Genomic DNA, 22,434 nt, shown 5'->3' with positions numbered 1-22,434 from the left:
GCGGATCCGGCGGTCAGCATGGTGCCGCGATTGTGCCACAGGACCCATGGTCCTACGATAGCCCGCGCGCCGCACGAGCACCTGGCGTCGTGGCCGTCTCCGGCGGCCAGAGATCGCTCGGGCTCAGGGTGCAGGTGACGCGGGGGTAGATGAATTCAATCTCCTGGTTCTCCAGGCGTCGGAGCCGGAGGAATTCGCGGCGCTCCTCGTCGTCGGCGAGGGTCAGCGGTGTGCCGTCGGCGAGACGGGGCTGTCCGTCACGAACGTGCACCCACGTCTTCGAGGTGCGGAACGTGACCCCCAACCAGGTGTTGTCGGGAGCTCCAGCCGCGGGGTCCAGCACGATCCGGTGGCGGAACCTCCGATTGGTGTCGGCGGAGAACACGACGACACGGCCGTGGAGGAGCGGGATGACGAAGGAGGGCCCCCCGGGCTCCTTCGACTCCACCATCAGCCGCCGCGACGGCCCGGCCTCGCGGTGTTCATAACAGGAGAAGAGGGCGATCTCCCCGGCATCGTCCAGGTCGAGCGTTTGGTCGGAGTGGGCGCCCATGGTGGCGTAGGCGCGGGAGTAGACCTCCAGCAGCGCGTTGTTGAAGGGGATCGCGAGCGAGGCACACGCGCAGACCTGCCGCGCGAGCGCGGCGTGGATCGGTCGAAAGCACTGAGCCGGGAGCGTGTACGCGGTGGTGGTGCGGACGATGGGGACCCCGCGCGAGCTTTCGGTCACCACGAGCACCGCGCCGCGCCGGCCCTTTCCCAGCTCCTCGAGCCGGGCCGACGCGGACAGCTCCGCGAAGAGGTCGACCTCGGTGGAGATCGTATACGTGCGGAACAGGTCGGACGCCTCGTAGTTCGGCGCACGGTAGTCCCCCGCATTCATGCTGAAGCGAAAGCCGTCTCCGTAATCGATGTGGGCCGACGTCTTGTTCTCCTCGGCGTACAGCCGGCGCAGCTCCGTCATCCCCTCCGGTGTCGGGGCCTCCAGCTCCACCCGCGCCCCATCCCGGAGCAGGAAGGTGCGCCCATCCTCGTGGACCGCCTCGGTCTTCGAGCAGCGCACCACGTAGCCGAGCCGGGTCGGGAGCCGCGCGGCGTCCAGCTCGGACGGCACGATCTCGTGCGTGTAGCGCCGGTTGGTCGACAGCGGCATGAAGAACACGGAATTGGGATACAGCGTGATCGTGAACTGGTCCGGGGACGTGCCTCTCTCCGCGGCCTCGACCTCCTTGAGTCGGAAGCGGAGCCGGGTCAGTCCGCTGATCCCCCGGTGACCACGATCGAAGGGATCGCCGGCCATGGGACCGAGCCGATCGAGGTGTTCGTAGAAGGTGCAGAAGGCCATGACGCCGTGGTCCGGCATGTCCTTGGTCTTGTCGGCGTGGGACGAGATCCGGGCCTTCGCCTGCTTTTTTTCGAGGTCGGCCGGAGTGTTGTGATAGATCTGCGCCAATACGTGGTTGAGCGGCGCCGCCCCCGAGAAGACCAGCGCTGCTTCCTGGTTCAGCGCGTCGACGATGTGGCGGTCGGTCGAGCGGAAGTTGTCGGTCGGGCCCGACAGGTTGGTGGAGCAGCGCAGCAGACGGAAATGGAGCGCGTCGCGCTCCTTTCGCACCGGTGTCAGGTAGAGCCCGGTGCGGTGCGCCGTCGCGGGCTTGGTGGATTCGGTCAGCGACTGGAAGACGTGCTCGCCGCGGATCCGCGCGACGTAGTCGACCTCCGGGTCGAAGTAACACCGGTAGTACACGCCGAGCCCGTGTACGTGGATCGGGACCCGGCCGAGGCTCACCACCGGCCAGGGGGCGAGGTCACCCGCCGCGTCGCCGTGGGAGCCCTCCCGGATCACCAGGATCCGCGACGCGGCCGAGAGGTCGAGGGCTGCGGCCTTCGACACGTCACCGCACAGGTAGACGGCCTTGCCCGCGAGGTCGGGCAGCCCCGCCGAGGGTTCGGTGACCACCGCGCCGGCGAAGCCGTCCACCGGGCGTTCGTCACCCCGCGGTGCGAGCACGATCAGGACCTGGCGGGTGTCGACGATGCGGGCTTCGGGGATGCGCGGCCGGGCCATTGCGGCAGGATACCACCGGGACAGGCCCGCTCTCCCGCTCGCCGAGCGGGAGGCCGCCGCGCGCATGCGCAACGTAACCGTCCGGTCTCCCCGCGTCTGGACTACCCCGGCCTGGAGGCTCTACTGCGCCATCGCAGCCAGGCATCAAGCGGGCCGGACACGCCATGGGTGGCGAGCCAGCGAAGGAGCTCGACATCGGCCTGCCTGTCGCTCTCCCACCCGCTCCACCGAACTCGCGCGCTATCCAAGACATCGATGGTCGCCAACCGTCGTCCATCGGCCGCCAGCAGCTCGAGTACAGCAGCGGCACAGCTCATGCGAAGCGATCCCGTAGTCTCCACCGCCCGAAGCAACGCCCGGAGCCGCTCGAGCGGCTCCGGAGCCTCGACCACCGCGTGCACCCGAAAGTCTTGCCGGTTCTCGCCGTTGGCACCGTCGTGCCACACGCGGACCCGCGTCGTCAGTGACAGGAGCGTCGTGAACGAAACCTCTGCCGCGCCCCCAATCTGCTGGTCGCTCGCGGCCGGCAAGCCACGCAGACGTTGCACGAACAGCCGGAGCCAGCGCATGCCCGCAGCATCCACCATCTCACGCAGCCGTGCAAGTTGTCCAGGGCGGCAGCGAAACAGCGGGTGCATGACCAGCGAGGGCGACGGCGCGGAAGACGTCGGCGGCGAGGCGCTGCTGAGTGTCCTCTCGCTGGAGAGTCTGCTGCCAGAAGGCCGGCCTCGCCGTCGAAGTACCACCGACACTGCCCGGTCATCGGCAGCGCTCCATCTCGATCGACGCCACCGCCCTCATGTCAGAGGAGTCGTGACGTCGTGCGGTGAGCAGGGCTTCGCCCTGTGGATGCCGGCCGTTCGACGTTGTCGCACCACGGCCCGGTCCTACTTGCGACGCGCGCCTCACTCGCCTCGCGGGCTCGCACCGAGGCTCACGCCTGCGACGTCGTCGACGGCCGCCGGCACCGAGACCGCGCCGCGCTCGCTGAGCCGCGCGACGTGTGCGAGCGCGCGGCGGTGGATCCCGTGGATCAGCGCGTCGGTCCACAGCGCCCAGTATGTCGTCGGGGCCAGGTCGAGCGTGTACCACGTGCTGCCGGACAGCTCCGTACGGCCGTCGCCCAGGTCGCGCAGGCGGAACTCGCCCCGGCGCGAACGGAAGTAGCCGTCGAGGTGCGGCGGGTGGACATGGCGGTACGGGCTCAGCTCGTGCATCGGCGCCGGCTGGGCGACGACGTCGAACGCGAGCCGCCGGCCGGGCTCCCACGCGGTGATCGGCTCGACGAACGCGCCCGTGGTGAACTCGCAGTGACGGACCGCGCCGACGCCCTCGCCCTCGATCCGCGCGCGCAACGGATACGCGACGCCGAGCTCGTAGATCCACGCCGGCGGCGCGTCGAGCTCGACGAAGCCGACGACGTTGGGCCAGACCGCCGCCGGCGGCGCGTCGACCACGATCGTCGTCCGCACCTCGCGCTCGACCAGCGGCGCCGGTAGCCATGCCTCGACCGCTGTCAGGATCGGCAGGGCGAGCACCAGCGCCGCGATGCTCCCCGCGCCGACTCGCGCCGAGCCGGCGAGCGCCTGCCCGATCATCGCGCCGAGGATCCCGAGCGGCGCCGCGAGCGGCGCGGCCATCAACAGGCAGAGCGCGCCCTCGATCGCCAGCAGCAGCAGCGCCCCGCCGACCATCAGCAGCGCGAGCAGCCCGACGCCGATCGTCGCCCCGGTCCCGCGTTCCCGCGTACGGTTGTAGACATAGCCGGCGCACGCAGCGACCAGCGTCGGCGTGATGAAGAACAGGGTGTAGCCGTACTCGCGCAGGACCAGCGTCGAGAACAGCGTGATCCCGACCGCGAGCACGAGCCCGAGCGCGACGCCGAGGAGGGCCGCCCGGATGCCCTCGTGCGGCGCAACCACGCCGACGGGCGCCTGCGTGGCGGGGACCGCCGTCTCCGACCGCGGCGCAGTCGGCCACAGCGAGAATGCGAGCAGCAGCGCGAAGTTGACGCCCGGCACGAGGAACAGCAGCGCGAGCACCGGCGACTCGCCCGCGTCCTCCGCTCGCCGCACCGTCATGGCCAGGCCGATCCACGTGAACGGCAGCGACGCCGCGAGCATCACGAGCAGCGCCCACTGGTTGCCGCCGCGGAGGACCGCCTCGCGGGTCGACAGGAGCGGGCTCAGGAACTCCACCGGCGTCCACACGTGTCCGGTCGTCGCGTAGATCAGCCCGGCGTCGATCGCGTACTTGAGCGCCATCAACGCGACCCCGGTGACGAGGTACGAGCGCCTGCCGACCGGCGCCGTCATTCCGAACAGGAACCGGAGCAGCCCGGGGTCGTCGCTTCGCCGCACGTGGTCCAGCTTAGGACGACTGCGCGCACTCGGGAAGATGAGATACGGCCCATTCCCAGAGCTGCTCATCGTCAGGGTCGCCAAGGGCAATTTTGGCCAGCCGATCCCGCAGGAGCGGGCCGAGGTGGTACCGTGCGGCTCCGATGCGCCGCCGCCTCGACCGGCTGTTCTCCTTCGCGCGCGCCGTCGAGAACTGCGCGCTCGAGAACTTCACCACCGAGGCGCTCGCCGACGCCGTCGAGCGCGATCCGGGCCCGCTGCTGCGCGCGCTGCCGCGGGAGGTCGCCCACCTCGCGGCGTTCCGCGAGGCTCGCGTCGGCCGCGTCGACACCCAGGTGCGAGTCCCCGGCGGGATCGTCGACCTCGTCGTCGAGCTGGTCGTCGATGGCGTCCCGCTGCACCTGTGGATCGAGGTCAAGGCGCACGCCGGCCTCAGCGGCGATCAACTGCAAGCCTACCGCGCCGCCGCCGGCCGCTGGCCGTCCGCCCCGCTGCCGATCGTGTTTATGCTGTGCAAATATCCGCTGACGCGCGACGTACCGACATTGCGCTGGAACACGCTGCGCGCGTGCGTCACCGCGGACTGCCACCATTACTGGCTCGAACTGCGCGACTTCCTGGAGGACCACCGGATGGCCGACGAATTCGACGCACCCTTCACGGTCGCCCAGCTGGGCGCCGCTGGGCACGCGCGGGCGCTGCTGTGCAAGGCGACCCGGCTCGCCCGCGAATTCCTGGACCGACCCGATCTGCCGGCCAGTTGGTTCGAGTCGAACTTCCCGCGCAGCGAGGCCAGGCTCACCCGCGCGATCGTCGGGCAGTTCGTCCGCCACAACCGCCTCGTCGTCGACAGCCGGCGTTACCCGTGGGTGTGCTTCGGGATCTACTTCCGCGACAGCCCGGAGCTGACGCTGTGGATCGAGTTCCGGCCCGACGACCGCGCCGCGTACGACGCGATCGGGGCGCTCGCCCCCGGCTTGCCGAAGGGCTGGATCGTCGACTGGAACCCGGTGTCGCCGTGGATCGGAGCCTCGCAGGCGCTCGCCGGCGATCTCGAGCACGAGACCGCGATGGCGTGGCTGTTCGAGCGAGTGCGCGAGCTCGAGGCCGCGAAGATCCTCGCCGCGCTGCCGAGGTGGCGCCGCCACGAGCGGCTCGGCGACGACGAGACTGACTGACCGCGGCCTCGCGCCGCCGATACCGCGCAAGGATCTCCGCGACCTCGGCGAGATCGCCCTCGGTGGGACCGAAGCCGGGGACGCCAGGCATCAAACTTACAGGTCCAGAAACCCGTACTTGTGCGTCCCCCCAATCGACGCCGAACAGTCGCTCACCTCCGCGCCCGCGCGCGGGAGTGCCTCGACGCCCAGGGCCGTCGCGCGCGTGCGGGAGTCGACCGGAGTCCGTCGCGGACGAGCACCTCGACCGCGTGCGCGCGGCTCACCCGCCCTGGCGAAGCAGTCGCGTCATTCCGCCATCGACCAGCAGTTCTTCTCCCGTCATGAACGACGAGTCGTCCGACGCGAGGAACAGCGCGACCCTGGCGATGTCGTCCGGCGCTCCCACGCGCCCGAGCGGGATCTGCGACGCCCACCCCTGGACCCCCGCGGCGAGCCCCGCCTTCGCGTGGATCGGCGTATCGACCGGACCCGGGCTCACCGCGTTGACGCGCACGCCAGCGCCGGCGAGCTCTGCCGCGGCCGTCCGGGTCAATGAGGCGAGCGCGGCCTTGGTGGCTGCATACACCCCGGTGTACGGCCTTCCCACGAGGTGCGTCATCGACGTGTTGACCACGATGCTCGCTCCCCGCGGCATCAGGGGCGCGAATGATCGCACCGCCAGCCAGGGCCCCTTGAAATTGACGCGCAACGACTCGTCGACCGCCTGCTCGTCGATCGCCGTGAGCAGCCCGTAGCGGGTGATCCCCGCGTTCAGGAACAGGACGTCGACCCGCCCGTGTCTGGCGCCGGCGTCGCGCGCCAGTTGCTCGATCTCCGCCGCCGAGCCGGCGTCCGACGCCACCACCTCGGCGAGCCCTTCCAGGTCTCGACGTGCCGTCGCCAGCGTCTGCGGGTTCGTGCCCGTGACCGTCACGCGAGCGCCCTCGGCGGCGAACAGCTTCGCGCTCGCCAACCCGATGCCGGTCGTGCCGCCGGTGATGATTGCGATCTTGCCGTCCAACTTCTTCATGGCGGTCACCGGAAGTCCTCGGCGTGGTCGCGCGCCCAGTCGCGGAACGGACGGGCCGGCGAGCCGGTGATCTCCTCCACCGTGTGCGTCACGGGTTCGGGGTGGGCCACCATCTGCGCCCAGCCGGCGAGCGCCGCGTCGACAAAGGCGGCGTTGCCCCAGGCGGTCAGGAGTTCGCGTCGCGCCGTGTCGGGCGAGAGCTCCTTGTATTGCACCGGACGCCCGATCGCTCGCCCGATCGCGTGCGCTTGCTCGATCTGAGTCAGCGCCTCGGGACCGGTCAGCAGATAGCGCTGCCCGGCGTGGTTCTCCTCCATCAGCGCGCGCACGGCCACGGCGGCGATGTCCTGTTCATGGATGAGCGACCGGCGCGCCTCGCCGTAGGGCCAGCACACGATCCCCTCGCTGCGGATCTGCGGCGCCCATGCCAGGGTGTTGGTGGCGAACCCGGTGGGGCGCAGAAAGGTCCACTCGAGCCCGGAGCGTTCGATCATCTGCTCGAGCTCGGCGTGAAACGATCCGCCCGGCGCAGAGAGATACACGACGCGACGCGCGTGGCGGGCGAGCGCCTCGAGCACCGCGGGTGCGCCTTCGCTGGTGAGGAGCGGCCACAGCAGGAAGACCGCGTCGACACCGTAAAGGCCGGCCTCCAGCGTGTCCGGGGCCATCAGGTCGCCGCGCGCGACCTCGACTCCGGCAGGTAACCGCGCCGCCTCGGGGTCACGCGTCAGCGCGCGGACGCGGACCCCTTCCGTGCGCCTCAACCGAAGAGTGACATGACGACCGACGTTGCCGCTGGCGCCGGTGACCAGGACGTTCCTGTGCATGCCGGGAGCATGCAAGTTCAAGTGAACTTGAAGTCAAGCGGAAATCGTGCTCCGCTGGCCTCATGCTCGCCAAGACGTCGCCGCCCGCGCTTCCGCTCCTCACGATCGCAGAGGTCTCCCGCCGCAGCGGCGTGGCGTCGTCGGCCCTTCGTTTCTACGAGGAGCGCGGACTGATCCGCTCCGAGCGGGCCGGCTCGGGTCACCGTCGCTACCAGCGGGCCGTGCTGCGGCGGATCGCATTCATTGTGTTCGCGCAGCGGATCGGCCTGTCGCTCGAGGAGATCGGGGCCGAGCTCGCCAAGCTCCCGCCTGACCACGTGCCGAGCCCGCAGGATTGGTCACGCCTGTCGCGCGCCTGGATGTCGCGCATCAACGAGCAGATCGTCCAGCTCGAGCGCCTCAAGCTCGGGCTCACCGAGTGCATCGGCTGTGGCTGTCTGTCCTTCGAGCGCTGCCGCCTCGCCAACCCGAAGGACCGTGCCGGCCGAAATGGTCCCGGCCCCCGCTACTGGATGGGCGACGCGCCGGCGACCTGAAGCGACGCGCTAGTGCTCGCGCGCGTAGCGACCCGGAGGCTGGCCCACGTGCCGGCTGAACGCCGTGCTGAAGGTGCTCGCCGAGCCGTAGCCGACGCGTTCGGCGACCTCGGCGAGCCCGAGGTCGTGGCCGCGGAGCAGGTCTTTCGCCACGGCCATGCGCCAGGCGAGCAGGTACTCCATCGGCGGCAGGCCCACGGCGCCGGTGAAGCGCTCGAAGAACGCCGAGCGTGACAGCCCGGCGGTCTTCGCCAGCTGGGCCACCGTCCACGAGCGCGCGAACTGGTTGTGGATCTGCCGGATGGCCGGGGCCAGGCGGGCATCGGCCAGGCCGCGCAGCAGGCCCGGAGGCGCGTCGTCGCCCGGCGTCGCCCGCAGCGCCTCGATGAGCAGCACCTCCACCAGCCGCGTGAGCACGAGGTCGCGGCCCGACCTGCGCGCGCTCGCTTCGTCGCCGACGAGCCGCACCAGCAGCGACAGCCGCTCCACGCCGCGCACGTGGATCACCGCCGGCAGCAGCGAGACCAACAGCGTCGCGTCGGGCGAGTCGAACACGAAGTAGCCGCCGAGGAGGCGCACGTCGGGCCGCCCGCCGCGGGTGCCGTGGCGCACTTCACCGGTCGGCGCGGGCGTCAGCTTCGGGTCGATGTGTTCCGGCCGCGCCGGCTCGAAGCCCGACATGGTGAAGCCCGGCGTCGCCGGCAGGAGCAGGAAGTCGCCCGCCTCGAGCGTCAGGGCCCGGTGGCCGTCGACCGCGAGGCGACAGCGGCCCTCCAGCACGGTGCAGAAGCTCGGCTGGCCGAAGTCCGAGTAGCGGACGGCCCAGCGACCGGCGCCGCTGATCGGCTTCGAGAACACGGCGCGCGGCTGCAGCAGCGCGATGACTTGCGAGAGTGGGTCGTGCATGTCTGGACGCTCGCCAATAAAATGCGGACGCCACAGCATAGAGAGTCCGGCGCGCGCTGGCTATACCAGGACCCATGAAGACCGTGCTCATCACTGGTTGCTCCTCCGGTTACGGCCTCGAGACCGCGCGCCACTTCCACGCCCGGGGCTGGAACGTGATCGCCACCATGCGGACCCCGCGCGAGGACGTCCTGCCCCGGTCGGAGCGAGTGCGCGTGCTGGCGCTCGACGTGACGCAGCCCGCCAGCATCGCCGCCGCGCTGGCCGCGAGCGGGCCCATCGACGTGCTCGTCAACAACGCCGGCATCGGGGCGCTCGGCGCCTTCGAGGCCACGCCGATGGCCGTGGCGCGCGAGGTGTTCGAGACCAACACCTTCGGCGTCATGGCGATGACGCAGGCGGTGCTGCCCCAGCTCCGCGCCCGCAGGTCGGGCGTGGTGGTGAACGTGACCTCGAGCGTGACCCTGGCACCGATGCCGCTCGTGGCCGTGTACACCGCCAGCAAGACCGCCATCGAGGGCTTCACCGCCTCGCTGGCGCTCGAGCTCGAGGCCTTCGACGTGCGGGTCAAGCTGGTCGAGCCCGGCTACGGCCCGACCACGCGCTTCACCAGCAACACGGGGCCGCGCAACGACGGCCGGATCCCCGAGGCCTACGCGCCCTTCGCCCAGCGCGTCTTCGCGGCCTTCACCCAGCCGGCCGCGGTGACGACCGAGTCCGACGTGGCCGAGGCGGTGTACCTCGCCGCCACCGACGCCTCCGGGCAGCTCCGCTTCCCCGCGGGCCCCGACGCGGTGGCGCTGGCGCGGCAGTCCGAAAGCCGAGCCTGAGCGCCCGAGTCACTTGCGCCGCGACTTCTTGGCCGGCGGCGGCGGTGGTGGCGGCGGCAGCACCTCCGGCGGAGGATCGGCGCGCAGCCGGACGCCCGGCGGCAAGGAAGCGAACACCGGGCCGACGTCCTCGACGCGCACCGTCCCGGTGCCCGCCCGTCCGCCGGCGCCGCCCGTCCTGCCGGACGGACCGCTCGGTCCCTGGGCGCCGGGCGGGATCGACTTGCAGCCCGAACAGGGCGAGCGCGAGGGAGCGCCCATTCCGCCGCGGCCGCCCGGACCACCCTCACCCGGCGCGCCACCCGAGACGTCGATGCGGACGCTCTCGGCCAGCTCGGGATAGCGATGGTCGAGGACGACGAGCACCTGGCCGCCGTCGCCGCCGGGGCCGCCGTCGCCTCCTGGACCGCCCGGACCGCCGGTCCCCTGCGGGTCGGCCCCGATGCCGCCCTGCCCGCCCGGTCCGCCGCGGCCGCCGTCGCCCCCGCGCGCGACGACGGTGATCCCCGCCGAGAGGTCGAAGAGCGTCAATTGCTCGGAGTCACCGGTGACGCGAATGATGCCGAGCCGGTCGAACAGGGGGGTCTCGACGATCGACACGTGGGCCGTGAGATTGAGACCGGGCGCCCCCGCGCCGCCCGGGCCGCCGGGACCGCCCGCACCGCCGTTCGACGAGCCCTGGCTGCCCACCCTGCCGGCCTCGCTGCCGGACGAGCCGGCCGCGCCGACCTCCTTGATGCACGAGTACTCCGGCGCGAAGTGCCTGGTCGCTTCCTTGGTCTTGTCGAGGCGGTAGGTCGCCTTGACGTCGAAGCCGAGGAGCGCCGCGAACGGATCGGCGGAGGCGGAGAAGGTCCCGTTCTCGATCGTCCCGCCGCGCGCGGCCAGGGCGAACTCGGTCAGGTCCATCTTGCCGCGCGCGTCGTTCGCCGAGCCCTTCGGGTCGGCCGTCTCGAGCGTCACGGCCGCCGACTTCTTGCTGTCGATCGCCTCGGCGACGACCTTGAAGGCCACCGCGGAGGTCGGGCAGATCGCATCGCCCCCGTGCTGGGGCGCGAGGCCGAGGCTCTGGACCTGGTAGCGCTCCATGTCGACGGTGAAGGCCGACGCGTCGGCCCCGCCCGCGCTCGCGAGTCCGGTGATGAAGGCGCAGCCGGCCGTGTCGAACAGCGCGGCGGCGGTGAACAGGGAAATCATCATGCGTCGATTCACGGCTGGTCTCCGCCTTCCGGGGGCGCGACGGCGCATTGCAAGATCGCCGCGTCGCAGACCATCCGGGGATAGGTGGCGTGCAAGTTGTACGGGAGCGCGGGCACGGTGCAGTTGGTCGCAGGGTCGACCGGATTGCACGCACAACCGAGCTGCCGGCCGAATACGCAGCCGGTGTCCTCGGGCTGGCAGATACCGGGGAGGTTGTAGAAGCGCTCGGGCCCGGTGCGCGCGCACTCCTGCGTGTGCCAGCAATCGTCCTCGACGGTGCACGGCTCGCCCTCGAGCGCCTCCTCGAAGTCGCAGGCGCCGGCGAGGCCGGCGACCGCGACGAGCTTGATGAGATCGTAGAAATGACGTGACATCAGAACCTCACCTCCCAGTGCACCTCGGCGCCGTGGCCGAACATGGTCGGCGAGACCGAGACGATCGAGGTCCGCCGCCGCTCCCGCAGCTTCTTCAGGCGGAGCCGGGCGACCGCGGCGGTGACCGCCCCGCCGACGAGCACGCCGAGCCCGGTGAACGCGACGACCGGGCCGGCGCGGGCGATCGAGATCAGGCGGTGGCGCTCCTCGTCGTCGGTCGGCAACGACCCGCCGTTGTCCTTGGCGAGGTCCTGCAGGCGGGTCTTCGGGCGCACGCCGTAGAGGAGGATCGCGCCGGTGATGGCGAGCGTGCCGCCGAGGATGGCGATCGCGCCGCCGGCGAGGGTGACCCGGCCCGCACGGCGGATCTGGCGGTTCAACGCGCGCGGGTCCCCCTCGACGCCGGCGCCGGCGCCGTAACCCTCGCGGATCCAGTCGGCCTGCGGCGCGTCGGCGGCGAGGTCGGGGTGGAGCACGTCGCTCGGAGGCGCGGGTGATTCGTCGAATTCGGCGACCGGCGGCGGCTGTGCGCCCGCGAGCGACGGTGACGCGAGGAGCACCGTCAGCGCGGCGAGCGACACGCGTCGTCGGTGCGCGGGCGGTGGCGAGAATTGTACGATTGGCGAGGATCTACCTGCGTGGTCCATGGGATACGGCCCCGGCGGGGGCGGTATCGTTAAGTCGTCGGACGCCGCTGGTTGATCCCGAAAAAATTCGCGGCGGCGATGCGCTCCGTTTCGCTCGCGCACGACCGCCGGCAATTCTCCAGGCGCGCGACCGGCGGCTTTCACCGGCAGTTCGTTTGACCAGCTCGATGACTCTCTCGGCAATCGGGCCCTCGCGCCATGCATCGAGGGCGAGGTCATCCGCCAGCACGTGCTCCGGGCGACGCGGCGCCTATCGCCTATCTTCGTGCTGCGTCAGGAACGCCTCGACCTGCGCGAGCTCCTTGCTCTTGCCATTGACGGCGCGCAGGCCGTCGCGGGCCTGTCGCGCCAGCGCGAGCGCGCGGTCCTTGTCCGCGAGCGCGGCCACCAGCGCCCGCGCGAGCACGAAGCGGCTGTCTGCCAACTTGTCCGCCGGCGCCTCGCGGCCGGCGAGGATGCCGGTGGAGCGCTCCGCCAGCGCCACGGCCTCCGCCGGTCGGTCGCGGGCCAGCGCGACCTCGGCGAGGCCGATCAAGGTGTACGCGACCTCCGGGTGGTCGGGACCCAGCTTGGCCTCGTCGATCGCCAGCGCCCGCCGGTACAGCGCCTCCGCCTCCTCGTACGCGCCGGTGGACGCGCGGACGAGGGCGAGGTTGACGAGGGAGAACGCGACGTCCGGGTGGTCGGGGCCCAGCTTCTTCTCGCGGACCGCCAGCGCCCGTTCGGCCAGCGGGCTCGCCCTGTCGTACTCGCCGAGGGCGACGTGGACGAGGGCGAGGCTCTCGAGCGGGGCCGCGAGGCTCACGTGTTCGGGGCCGAACGCCTGCTCCCAGATCGCCAGCGCCCGCTCGAACAGCGGCTTCGCGTCCCCGTACGCCCCCATGGACCTGTGGACGCCGGCCAGGTTGTGGAGCGAGCTCGCCACGTCGGGGTGGTCGGGGCCCAGCGCCTTCTCGCGGAGGGCCAGCGCCCGCGCGTGCATCACTCTGGCCTCCTCGTACGCCCCCGTGCGCGACAAGATCCCGGCGATGCTGTTGAGGGACTGGGCGACGCTCGGGTGCTCGGGGCCGAGCACCTTCTCGCGGATGGCGAGCGTCCGCTCGTAGAGCACCCTCGCCTCCGCGTACGCCCCCTTCAGCCGGTAGGCGCTGGCGAGGTTGTGGAGCGAGATGGCGAAGTCCGGGTGTTCCGGGCCCAGCACCTTCTCCTCGGTCGCCACCACGCGCTCGAGGATCGCCCGCCCCTCGTCGTACGACCCGGTCGCGAGGTGGATGTTGGCGAGGTTGTTGAGCGTGGTGGCGAGGTGCGGGTGGTCGGAGCCCAGCGTCTTCTCGTGGATGGCGAGCGCCCGCTCGTAGAGCGGCCTCGCCTCCGCGTACGCTCGCGTCGCCCAGTGGACGTTGGCGAGGTTGTTGAGCGTGTTGGCGACGTGCGGGTGCTCGGGGCCGAGCAGCTTCTCGTCCATGGCGAGCACCCGTTCGAGGAGCGCCTGCGCCTCCGCGTAGTCGCCCTTGCCCTCGTGGATCTTCGCGCGGGTGCTGACGATCTCGCTGCGCCGCGTGGACAACCGGTCCTCCGGCTCGATCGCGGCGGCCGCGACCTCCGCGAGTCGCGACCACCGGAGTCCGTCGAGGTAACGCGCCTGGCGGTAGCCCACGGTCTCGGCGAGGTCGACCGCTGCGTTCGCCGTCACTTCCAGCGCACCGGCCCTCGCCGCCTCGAAGTACGCATCCTCGAGCATCGGCTCGGCCTCCTGGTACTTCCCGCCCTCGACGAGCAGCATCCCGACGCGCCGGCGAGCATCGGCCGTCAGCGCCGGCCAGTCGAGATCCTCCGCGGCGGCCAACGCCTCTCGCGCCTCACGCAGCCCCTCGTCGTAGTCCCCCGCGGTCCGCAGCGCCCCGGCTCGCGCGAGCTGCCGCCGGACCGCCTGGTGGCGCTCCGGGTCCGGCGGCAACGGCGGCAACCTGGCCAGCTGAGAGGCGTCCAGGCACGGGCCGGTCGGCGACAACGCGGCCGCCGCGTCCACCGCGGCCTGCACCGAGGTCGCCTTGGGCTGCGAGAGCGCGTCGAGCAGCGCCTCGAACTCCAACCGTCGCACCTCCAGGCACCACACCGAGCGCGCCAGCGTGTCCTCGTCCCACGTCCCCCGCACCCGCGCGTTCAGGCACCCCTCCGTGCGCGCCTGCGTCAGCGCCTCCGCCTGGGCCACGAAGTACGGCACGACCTTGTCCGCCGCCGTCTCCGCGTACGCGACCCCCGAGGCGAGCATCCCGTCGCGCAGCTTCGTCCGCGCCTCGGGGCGCCACGCCCCGGCCATGCTCGCCCCGTCCGCCTCGCACGAGGCCACCGTCTGCGCCTCGCGGTAGTCCCGGACGCCGAACCAGCCCGCGACCGCGAGCCCCGCCACGACCACGGCCGCCACCACCCGTCGCCGCCGGGTCGGGTCGGCGCGCAGCGCCGCCAGCAGCGCCTCGGTGGTCGGATAGCGGTCACCTGGCGCAGCGGACAGCCCGCGCTCCAGCACCTTGCGCAGCCACCCCGGCACGCTCCGTCCTTGCGCCTGGGCCACGCGCGCGCGCGCGTCCGCCGGGCGCGCGCCGAACAGCGCCTCCCAGGCGGTGACGCAGAACGAGTATTGATCGGAGCGGTGATCGCCCGCGGCCCCGGCGAGGCGCTCGGGCGCCATGTAGGCCGGGGTCCCGCCGTGCACCGAGGCAGCGGTCGCCGGCGCGACGGCGGCGGACTGCGCCGGCTCGGGCAGCTCCGCGATCGGCCGCGCCAGGCCGAAGTCGATCACCCGCGCGTGGCCGTTGCCGTCGATCACCACGTTCTCGGGCTTGAAGTCGCGGTGGACCAGCTCGACCGCGTGCGCCGCCGCCAGCCCGCGCCCGGCCTCGACGAGGCGGGCCAGGATCGCCGCGGTGGTCCTCGGCTGGCGCAACCACTCGCGCAGGTTGTGCCCGTCGACGTACTCCATCGCCACGAACACGCGGTCGTCGAGCTCGCCGACCTCGAAGACCGCGACCACGTTGGGGTGCTTCAGGCGGGCCAGCGCCCGGCCCTCGCGCAGGACCTCGCGCCGGCCCCGGTCGCCGCGGTTGTGCAGGACCTTGAGCGCGATCTTGCGGTCGAGGACCGGATCGTAGGCGACGAACACGACCCCCATGCCGCCGCCGCCCAGCGGTTCGAGCACCGTGAAGCGCCCGAGGCGGAACGGCTCCCCCGTCTCGCCGATCAGGTTGCGCCGGATCGACGCATGCACCGAGCGCGCGAACACGTCCGTCTGGTCGGGCCGGATCGCCGCGAGCTCTGCCAGCAGCTCGTCGTCCTCGTCGAAGGTGGTCATGGTCGTCTCATCGGCCTCGATGCCCGCTCTGATGAGTCGTCACAGCGAGTCTTTTGATCCCAGCCGCTCGAGCTCCTCGCGCAGCGCGGCGCGGGCGCGCGACAGCCGGCTGCGCACCGTGTTCTCGCCGATGTCGAGCGCCTGGGCGATCTCCCGCCCCGTCAGCCGCTCCCAGTGGGCCAGCTCGAGCAACATCCGCTGCTCGAGCGGGATCCGGCGCATCGCCTCCTGGATCATCACTTCGCGCTCGTTGCGGGCCACCGCCTCCGATGGCGTGGTCCCGAGGTCGCGCAGCGAATACATGTGGACGTCGTCGTGCTCGCCGCGGCGGTAGAGCCGGCGCAGATGGTCGAGCAGCAGGTTGCGCGCCACCCCGAACAAGAACCCGCGGAAGCTCCCGTCGGCCTGCAGCTCCTTGCGCCGCACGGTGCAGATCTGGAACGTCCGCTGGATCAGGTCCTCGACGTCTTCCCCGAGCTTGCTGCGAAAGAACCGACACACCGCTTCGAAATGCCGCCGGATCAAGGCGTCGCCGGCGACGTTGTCGCCGGCGCACCAGGCGTCGAGGAGCTCGATGTCCGTGCGCATGAGGAGGACCGGGAGCATACCCCGTCTCCGTCGCTGCACGTGCGTGCCGCCGCGGCGGCAGATCGGGACGATGGGCCGCGTTCAGGGGGTCGGAGACGCGTGAAGGCCCGCGCCCGGCCGCGCGGTCGAGGCACTCGAGGCGCGGCCGCTCCGCCGCAGCGCGGTTCGGCGACAGTGGCATGCAGCACCGCCACGGGTCACTTACAGCGCGATTTCTTGGCCGAGTGCTTCCCCGCGCACACCGCCGATCTCGCAGCCCGCGGCGCCCTGACCTCCCGAAGACGGCCGGTCGGGGCGGAGCACGTCCCGTGCGCCCCGGCCGCCGGGCCGCAGCGACGACGGCCCCGTCGACCTCCAGCCCTCGGCGCCGCTGACCTCGCGCCTGTCGACATTCTCGCGTCGCGGCAGGGATATCGATCCTGGATCTCGCTCCCGCGTGCGCGTGAGGGCCCGCTTTCGTGCAATGGGTCGAATCGACGATCTCGCGTCTGTGGTCATCGCATATTTTTCGGCGCACGTCGCACCCATGCGCGAAATCATCGGACCGCGAATCACGGTGCTGTGCGAATAGCCGGCGTTCATCGTCGGTCCGACAACCTGCCTCGAAGGCCAGATCATCCAAATACGACGACCTGTCCCTCGGAACCCGCGCAAACGGTCAGGGGCCGCACGGGTCGAGATAGACCGTGTTCTCGGCGCTGCAGAAGTAGTTGTCGCCGTTGGGCATGCAGCAGCCGATGCCGTTGACCGCCGTGGTCTCGTCGCACGGGGCGCCTTCCATCACGTCGGGCGGGCAGTCGATCGGGCTGGTGCCGCCGGGATCTTCGCCCACGAAGCCGCACGCGTAGTAGGCGTTGCCGCCGTCCCAGCCGCAGTTGCCATACGGGCTGCCGGTGGTCTCCGGGTCGCCGCTGGTGCTCGTCCACGGATCGCTCGTGCTCGTCCACGGCTCGCTCGTGCTCGTCAGCGGCCCGGTGGTGCTCACGCTGGTGGTCGAGGTCCCGCTGCCGCCGCAGGCCGGCTCGTCGGGGTAGAGCGTCCCGAAGCTCGCCAGCCCCTCCGAGCACGCCTGCAGGCACTGCTCGGTCAGCTCCGGCGTGGTCCAGCAGGTGCCCTCGGGCCCGTAGGCCGTCTCGGTCTCGGCCAGCGACTCCGGGCTGACCGCCCCGACGCACAGCAGGAATTGGTCACAGTCGCCGTGGCCGCCGCCGCTCGTGGTCGTGCCCTCGGTCGGGGCGCCGGTCTCGGTCGAGCTCTCGGTGCTGCCCTCGGTCGGGTCGCCGCCGCTCGGGCTACCGCTCGGGTTGGGGCTCGACCCGCCGGTCGGGCCGGCCGTGACATTGCCGATCGTGTCGAGCGGGTCCTTGTTCTCGCCGCAGCCGACGAGCAGCGCCGCGGCTGCGAGGCCGCCGAACAGGCGCGAGGACCGGACCATATCGACCAGAGGACGAGACAGGGACGCGGGGGACATCGGCGGGCCTTCTACCAAGCGCCCCCGCGCCCCGCAAGCGCCTCTGCGGGCGTCTGCTCGGGGTCTTCGGCCGCGGCGCCGGCCGGCGCCCGACATGTCCCCAGGGACATATGCCGGCGCCGGCCGACACCCGCCGTCACGGCGTGCAGTAGGCCACCGTGCGTCCGGCGTAGTCCGTGGTCGCGCAGCCGCTGTAACCGGCGGCCACGCAATCGATCGTGCCCGGCTGGTTCCAGTCGCAGAACGAGAGCGTCGCGCCGTCGCAGCTCTCCGGCGCATCGAGGCCGCAGGCCGTGTCGATCAGCCCGCACGACGCCGCGCCGGCGAACGGGCCGGCCTGGATGTAGCCGCAGCCCTGGCCCGCCGGCTCGACCGTCGAGCAGTCGCGCCGACCGAGCTTGCCGCCGGCGCAGGTCTCGAGCACGTCGCCGTCGCACTGCTGCGAGAAGAAGTCACACGGCTCGCCGGTGCCGACGCAGGCGTTCGCGTTGCGCATCGGGTCGAAGCCGCAGGTCTCGCCGGCGATCGTGAACACCTTGTCGCCGTCCTTGCCGCCGACGATCACGAAGTTGTTCTGCGTGCGGCAGTCGACCCGCGACAGGAACCCGTCCGGCTGGCACTCGATCAGCACCTCCGGGTCGTCCGGGTCGCACGTCGCCTCGGTGACCCCGTACTCGCACGGCTCGAGCCCGCAGCCGGCCCACGCCTCGAACCCGCAGGCCTGCCCGGCCGCCCCGCAGTCCATCGCCCGCAGCGGCGCCCCGAGTTCGTCGCAGAACACCCACTGGTCGCCCTCGCACACGCTCCAGCCCACGTTGTCCTGACAGATCTCCGCGAACGGCTCGAGCGCCGGCGTGCACGCCCGCACGCCCTCGCAGTCGGGCGCCGCCAGCTTGCACTCCATCGCCTCGATCGCCATCCGCATCGTCCCGGTCGCCGCCCACGTCCACGGCACGTCGAGCGCGTGCGCCAGGCAGGTCTGCAGGCCGAACGGCGAGCCCCCGTCGGCCTCGCAGGCGTTGATCCGCAGGCAGTCCGCGACGCGCGGATCGATCTCCTCGCCGCCGCTGGTGCTGCTCGCCTCGCCCGTGCTCGTCGGCGCCGTCGTCCCCTCCGTCGTCGTCGTCGGCGTCCCCGTCGTGGGCGCCTCCGTCGTCGCCGCCTCCGTCGTCGAGCTGCCCGTCGTCGCGCTTTCGGTCGAGCCCTCGCCCCCGGGGCAGGCGCTCAGCAGCGCCCCGACCAGCGCCAATCCTCCGAACCTTCGATGTCCATGCCAATCAATCCGCATGCCGCGAGAGGTAGCACGCCGCCCGCGCGCAGCCACATCCGCGACCGTGCGCGGGCGGTCGCGACAGCTTGCGCATCCTCTCGCGTGCGCGTGCCCGCCGCCGCGATTCGTCACGTCGACCGAGCGCCGTGTCGCACCTGCGCCCGCATCGACGGGCCCGCACCCGCGGGTCTTGTGACATGTCTGAAACGACATGTGCATTTCGACATGTTGTATCCGACATGCCCATTGAGACACCCGAATGCCACGTCCCCCCGAGCGCGCCTCCGGGCCGCGCCGGCGCGACCCGGGGCGCGCCGGTTCGGGCGCCAGCGCGCGCCCGGCGGCCGATTCCGCGCTTTCTGACGGGTGGGTACCCGCTCCCCCGCGATCCGGAATACCCTCAGCCGGGTCGGCCGTTTTACGGCGACCGAGCGAGACGACGATGGCGACTCGAGTCCAGCCCCCCAGTCCCCCGCCGCGCCGCCGCTGGCTCCGGGCCCTGTCGATCACCGGCCAGCTGCTGGTGGGCCTCGGTCTCGGCGCCGCGCTCACCGAGGTCGCCTTCTCGGCGCGCGACGGCGGGGCGTTCCCCCACGTCAACTTCTACGTCGCCGACCCCGAGCTCGGCGTCCGCCTCGAGCCCGGCGCGACGATGGAGTTTCGCCTCAAGCCCAACCCGTCGTCGACGATCCACGTCAACAGCCGCGGCTACCGCGGCGACGAGTGGCCGGCGCCCGGCGGCGACGAGGTCATCGTCGTCGGCGACTCGCAGGTGTTCGGCCTCGGCGTCGACGACGACCGCACCTTCTCGGCCCAGCTGGCGCAGCTGTCGGGCCGCAGCATCATCAACGCCGGCGTGCCGACCTACGGGCCGATGGAGTACCTCGCGGTCGCGCGCGAGCTGCTGGCCGAGCGCCAGGCGAAGACGGTGGTGGTGGTCCTCAACTTCGTCAACGACCCGTTCGAGATCGATCGGCCCAACCGCGAGCGCCACGCGGTGTGGGACGGCTGGGCCGTGCGCAGCGAGACGGCGCCGACGCACGTGACCCAGTTCCCGGGCCGCAGGTGGCTGTTCTCCAGATCTCACGCGTTCTACACCCTGCGCCGCTGGCTGCACGAGCGCGGCACCGTCGCCATCCCCGAGGACTCCGAGCTCGGCCGCCCCGTCGACGCCGGCACGCCCTCGGAGGGCGGCCTCGCCGACCTCGTGCTCGCCAGCCAGACCGCCCACGCCGCCGCCGCCAGCGAGCACCAGACCGCCGTCGCCGCGCTCGCCACCTCGCGCACCGACCTCGACGCCCTCGGGCAGAAGCTCGCCGAGCAGCGCGAGACCATCGACCGCAAGCTGCTCGTCGGCAACGTCGACGACAAGCTCGGCACCTTCGAGCTCGCCGTCGCCCGCGGCCGCCCCGGCGACATCGTCCGCGAGGACTACGGCGAATCGAGCCGCTCGATCCAGGTCACCGCCGCCCTCGTCCGCCAGGCCGCCAAGCTGCGCAACGACCACCTCGCCGCGCAATTGAAGAAAGAGGAGAAGGCCGGCAAGACCGAGCTCAAGGACCTGCTCGCGGCCGAGGCCGAGCTCGTCGCCGAGCAGCAGCGGCTGCGCCAGCAGATCGCCGCCGGCGTGCCGCCGCCGAGCCGCCCGCCCTCGCGCTTCCACGACTACCTGCAGCAGTTCAAGGCCCTGTGCGACGAATACGGCGCCGAGCTCGTGGTCGTGGCATTGCCGATCGACGTCCAGGTCGACCCCGGCGAATGGGCCAAGTACGACGTCGCCGACGCGCCCGACATGCAAGACTCGCTGATCCTGCTCGCGGACCTGGTCGAGGACGCCCGCGCCCTCGGCCTGCGCGCCCTCGACGTCACCCCCGCCCTGCGCGAGGCCCAGCCCGGCGCGTTCCTCGATCACGACATTCACATGACCGCGAAGGGCCACGCCGCCTTCGCCGTCGCGCTGCACGAGGCGCTGAAGACCCCGCTGCCGGTCCCGCTGCGCGCCCCCGACCCGGGCCTGCCCGCGGGGCGCTCGTTCACGCCGACAACCGGCGAGTGGGTGAACGCGCCCGAGGTCAAGGTCACCGGCTCGACCGCGCTCGGCTGCTCGACCCAGATCGAGCGCGAGTGGCTGCGCGTGCAGTGCCGCCGCCGCAGCGCCGCCGACAAGTTCGGCGGCGTCGTCGTGTCCGAGGGCGCGACCCCGGCGACCATGGCGATGCGCACCGCCGACGGCCTCTCGCTCGTCACCCCGCTGACCGTCGGCCAGCCGCTGACCGCCCGCTTCTACTGGAAGAAGGAGGTCCACGACCTGCAGGTCCGCTGGCCCGCCGGCGACGACGGCAAGCCGAAGTTCGTCGGCGAGTTCGTCAAGGCCGAGCTCACGATCCCGCCCGGCGACGCCGCCGTCGAGGCCGCGATCGCCGGCCTGTGCGCCTGCCACAAGCTGAGCCGCAAGGAGCAGCTGTGCCCCCAGAACACCAAGCTCGACGACGAATACGAGCAGGACGTCTACGACTGCCAGGAGGTCTGCAGCGACCTGTGGGGCGACCCGGAGCTGATCGCCGCCTGCACCCGGACCTACCCCGAGGACAAGGACTGCGCCGCCCGCCTGGCCTGCGCGCAGAACGATCCCCTGTTCGCTCCGACATGCCCTGAAGGCCATGTGCATGCATTCGCCAGCAACCGCTGCTGGACCCCCTGCGACGAGGCCCACCCGTGCCCCGCGGGGGGTAGCTGCATGCCGTGGCAAGGCGGAGGCGTGTGCCAGTGAGCGGAGGTTCGGCATGACCGACAGGACCTACCGGGTCGGCGACGTGGTCGCCTGGTCGGAGGTGCAGGACGGCTGGCTGGTGCGCGACGCGGGCAGCGACCTGTGGGCGGAGCCGGCCTACGCGCTGCGCCTGGCCGGCCGCGGGCGATGGGTCCACGAGGAGCGCGTCACCGACTGGACGCTGACCCTCGAAGACTGGCCATGGGAGACCGGCGAGGCGGCCGAGTACGGCGCGAACGGGGTCACGATCGTCGCCATGAACCTCGGCGGCACGGAGACCGCCGGCGACCTGCAGGGCCTGGCCGAGGCCTTCGCGGAGCGGGCGGCGTCCTCATGACCGGCGACCTCACCGGCGCCCTCGCGCGTCTCCTCAGCCCGCTCGCCTGGCGGACCCCGGCCCGCAGCGCGCGCAAGCTGTACGCCTTCGCCCTCGCCGAGCAGGGCAGCATGCTCGACCTGCGCCTCGCGGCCGCGCGCACCGCCTCGCCGGCGCGGGCGGCCGCCTACCTGCGCCACGCCGACGACGAGGCCCGGCACGCGCAGATGTTCGCCCGCCGGGCCGCCCGGCTGGCCGGCGAGGCGCCGCGTCCGTTCGCGCTGCCGCCGGTGCGCGCCGACTCCGAGCGCCTGTTCGAGCTGCTCGGCGAGCGCGAATTCCTCGCCTTCGTCCACCTCGGCGAGGAGCGGGCGCGGCGGCAGTTCGAGGCCTACGTCACATGGTTCAAGGGACAGGCGCGCGATCAGGACGCCGCCCTGTTCGAGGCCATCCTCGTCGACGAGCGGCGCCACGGCGAGTACACGCGCGCGCTGTTGTTCGCGCTCGCCGGCGCCGTCGAGGCGCGCCGGGCCCTGCGCCGCGTCGCCCGCTGGGAGCTCGGGCGCCGGTGGTTGCGGGCCGGCCGGTTCGTCGCCGAGCGGGTCTACCTCGCCCTCACGCTCGCGCTCTACGTCCTCGCCGCCCCGCTCGCCCTGCTCGTGCGCCTGGTCCGGCCGATCCGCCCCGGGCTGCGCGTCGAGGGCCCCGCCGGCCTGCCCGCCCCGAAGTGAC

At 72.1% G+C, this 22,434-nt stretch carries 19 protein-coding genes; 6 read left to right on the top strand and 13 right to left on the bottom strand.

Annotated features, from left to right (window positions below):
• Nucleotides 1-52: 52 nt before the first annotated feature.
• From K7C98_RS27415 to K7C98_RS45060, 3 genes are all read right to left on the bottom strand, one after another.
• Nucleotides 53-2,068 (bottom strand): alpha-ketoglutarate-dependent dioxygenase AlkB, encoded by a 2,016-nt coding sequence (locus K7C98_RS27415; protein WP_224194741.1) that lies wholly within the window; start codon nt 2,066-2,068, stop codon nt 53-55.
• Nucleotides 2,069-2,169: 101 nt separating this feature from the next.
• Nucleotides 2,170-2,637: a hypothetical protein gene (locus K7C98_RS27410; protein WP_224194740.1), complete on the bottom strand. Its 468-nt coding sequence runs from the start codon at nt 2,635-2,637 to the stop codon at nt 2,170-2,172.
• Nucleotides 2,638-2,973: 336 nt separating this feature from the next.
• Nucleotides 2,974-4,428, bottom strand: a complete 1,455-nt coding sequence (locus tag K7C98_RS45060) for a DUF805 domain-containing protein (RefSeq protein WP_224194739.1) — start codon at nt 4,426-4,428, stop codon at nt 2,974-2,976.
• A gap of 143 nt (nt 4,429-4,571) precedes the next feature.
• On the opposite strand from K7C98_RS45060, the gene K7C98_RS27400 reads away from it, so the two are divergent.
• On the top strand, nt 4,572-5,606 hold the full coding sequence (locus tag K7C98_RS27400) for a hypothetical protein (RefSeq protein ID WP_224194738.1): 1,035 nt from the start codon (nt 4,572-4,574) through the stop codon (nt 5,604-5,606).
• Between the two features lie 262 nt (nt 5,607-5,868).
• Here the strand turns inward: K7C98_RS27400 and K7C98_RS27395 are convergent, their stop codons facing one another.
• Both K7C98_RS27395 and K7C98_RS27390 read right to left on the bottom strand, forming a co-directional pair.
• Nucleotides 5,869-6,618 carry an SDR family oxidoreductase gene (locus K7C98_RS27395; RefSeq protein ID WP_224194737.1) on the bottom strand — a complete coding sequence of 250 codons (750 nt, stop codon included), beginning with the start codon at nt 6,616-6,618 and terminating at the stop codon, nt 5,869-5,871.
• Nucleotides 6,619-6,623: 5 nt separating this feature from the next.
• The gene (locus K7C98_RS27390; protein WP_224194736.1) at nt 6,624-7,445 is read right to left on the bottom strand and encodes an NAD(P)H-binding protein; all 822 of its coding nucleotides are present in this window, start codon (nt 7,443-7,445) and stop codon (nt 6,624-6,626) included.
• 62 nt (nt 7,446-7,507) lie between these two features.
• Between K7C98_RS27390 and soxR the strand changes: the two genes are divergently transcribed.
• Nucleotides 7,508-7,981 (top strand): redox-sensitive transcriptional activator SoxR, encoded by a 474-nt coding sequence (gene soxR / locus K7C98_RS27385; RefSeq protein ID WP_224194735.1) that lies wholly within the window; start codon nt 7,508-7,510, stop codon nt 7,979-7,981.
• Between the two features lie 9 nt (nt 7,982-7,990).
• Here soxR and K7C98_RS27380 read toward each other — a convergent pair whose 3' ends face one another.
• Complete coding sequence (locus tag K7C98_RS27380; RefSeq protein ID WP_224194734.1) at nt 7,991-8,887, bottom strand: AraC family transcriptional regulator; 897 nt, start codon at nt 8,885-8,887, stop codon at nt 7,991-7,993.
• Between the two features lie 74 nt (nt 8,888-8,961).
• Between K7C98_RS27380 and K7C98_RS27375 the strand changes: the two genes are divergently transcribed.
• Nucleotides 8,962-9,717: an SDR family oxidoreductase gene (locus tag K7C98_RS27375; protein ID WP_224194733.1), complete on the top strand. Its 756-nt coding sequence runs from the start codon at nt 8,962-8,964 to the stop codon at nt 9,715-9,717.
• Between the two features lie 9 nt (nt 9,718-9,726).
• Here the strand turns inward: K7C98_RS27375 and K7C98_RS27370 are convergent, their stop codons facing one another.
• The 7 genes from K7C98_RS27370 to K7C98_RS27340 form a co-directional block, all read right to left on the bottom strand.
• The gene (locus K7C98_RS27370; protein WP_224194732.1) at nt 9,727-10,917 is read right to left on the bottom strand and encodes a hypothetical protein; all 1,191 of its coding nucleotides are present in this window, start codon (nt 10,915-10,917) and stop codon (nt 9,727-9,729) included.
• Nucleotides 10,918-10,925: 8 nt separating this feature from the next.
• Nucleotides 10,926-11,291: a hypothetical protein gene (locus K7C98_RS27365; RefSeq protein ID WP_224194731.1), complete on the bottom strand. Its 366-nt coding sequence runs from the start codon at nt 11,289-11,291 to the stop codon at nt 10,926-10,928.
• Nucleotides 11,291-11,872 carry a hypothetical protein gene (locus K7C98_RS27360; RefSeq protein ID WP_224194730.1) on the bottom strand — a complete coding sequence of 194 codons (582 nt, stop codon included), beginning with the start codon at nt 11,870-11,872 and terminating at the stop codon, nt 11,291-11,293. Before K7C98_RS27360 ends, K7C98_RS27365 begins: the two co-directional genes overlap by 1 nt.
• A gap of 316 nt (nt 11,873-12,188) precedes the next feature.
• A complete protein-coding gene (locus K7C98_RS27355) occupies nt 12,189-15,287 on the bottom strand; it encodes a serine/threonine-protein kinase (RefSeq protein WP_224194729.1) in 3,099 nt (1,032 codons plus the stop codon).
• A gap of 39 nt (nt 15,288-15,326) precedes the next feature.
• Nucleotides 15,327-15,893, bottom strand: coding sequence for an RNA polymerase sigma factor (locus tag K7C98_RS27350; protein ID WP_224194728.1), 567 nt, complete (start codon nt 15,891-15,893; stop codon nt 15,327-15,329).
• Nucleotides 15,894-16,533: 640 nt separating this feature from the next.
• A complete protein-coding gene (locus K7C98_RS27345) occupies nt 16,534-17,346 on the bottom strand; it encodes a hypothetical protein (protein ID WP_224194727.1) in 813 nt (270 codons plus the stop codon).
• Nucleotides 17,347-17,482: 136 nt separating this feature from the next.
• Complete coding sequence (locus K7C98_RS27340) at nt 17,483-18,634, bottom strand: hypothetical protein (protein ID WP_224194726.1); 1,152 nt, start codon at nt 18,632-18,634, stop codon at nt 17,483-17,485.
• Nucleotides 18,635-19,058: 424 nt separating this feature from the next.
• Between K7C98_RS27340 and K7C98_RS27335 the strand changes: the two genes are divergently transcribed.
• From K7C98_RS27335 to K7C98_RS27325, 3 genes are read left to right on the top strand one after another with little or no spacing between them, the layout of a single operon-like run.
• Nucleotides 19,059-21,386 carry an alginate O-acetyltransferase AlgX-related protein gene (locus K7C98_RS27335; protein WP_224194725.1) on the top strand — a complete coding sequence of 776 codons (2,328 nt, stop codon included), beginning with the start codon at nt 19,059-19,061 and terminating at the stop codon, nt 21,384-21,386.
• Nucleotides 21,387-21,399: 13 nt separating this feature from the next.
• A complete protein-coding gene (locus K7C98_RS27330; protein WP_224194724.1) occupies nt 21,400-21,723 on the top strand; it encodes a hypothetical protein in 324 nt (107 codons plus the stop codon).
• Nucleotides 21,720-22,433: a ferritin-like domain-containing protein gene (locus K7C98_RS27325; protein ID WP_224194723.1), complete on the top strand. Its 714-nt coding sequence runs from the start codon at nt 21,720-21,722 to the stop codon at nt 22,431-22,433. Before K7C98_RS27330 ends, K7C98_RS27325 begins: the two co-directional genes overlap by 4 nt.
• The last annotated feature ends 1 nt before the right edge of the window (nt 22,434 follow it).

It is taken from the genome of Nannocystis pusilla (assembly GCF_020073745.1).
In the GTDB taxonomy this organism is placed as follows: Bacteria; Myxococcota_A; Polyangia; order Nannocystales; family Nannocystaceae; genus Nannocystis; species Nannocystis radixulma.
Note: the sequence above shows the minus strand (reverse complement) of the source record. Positions and strands in the feature narration are given on the sequence as shown.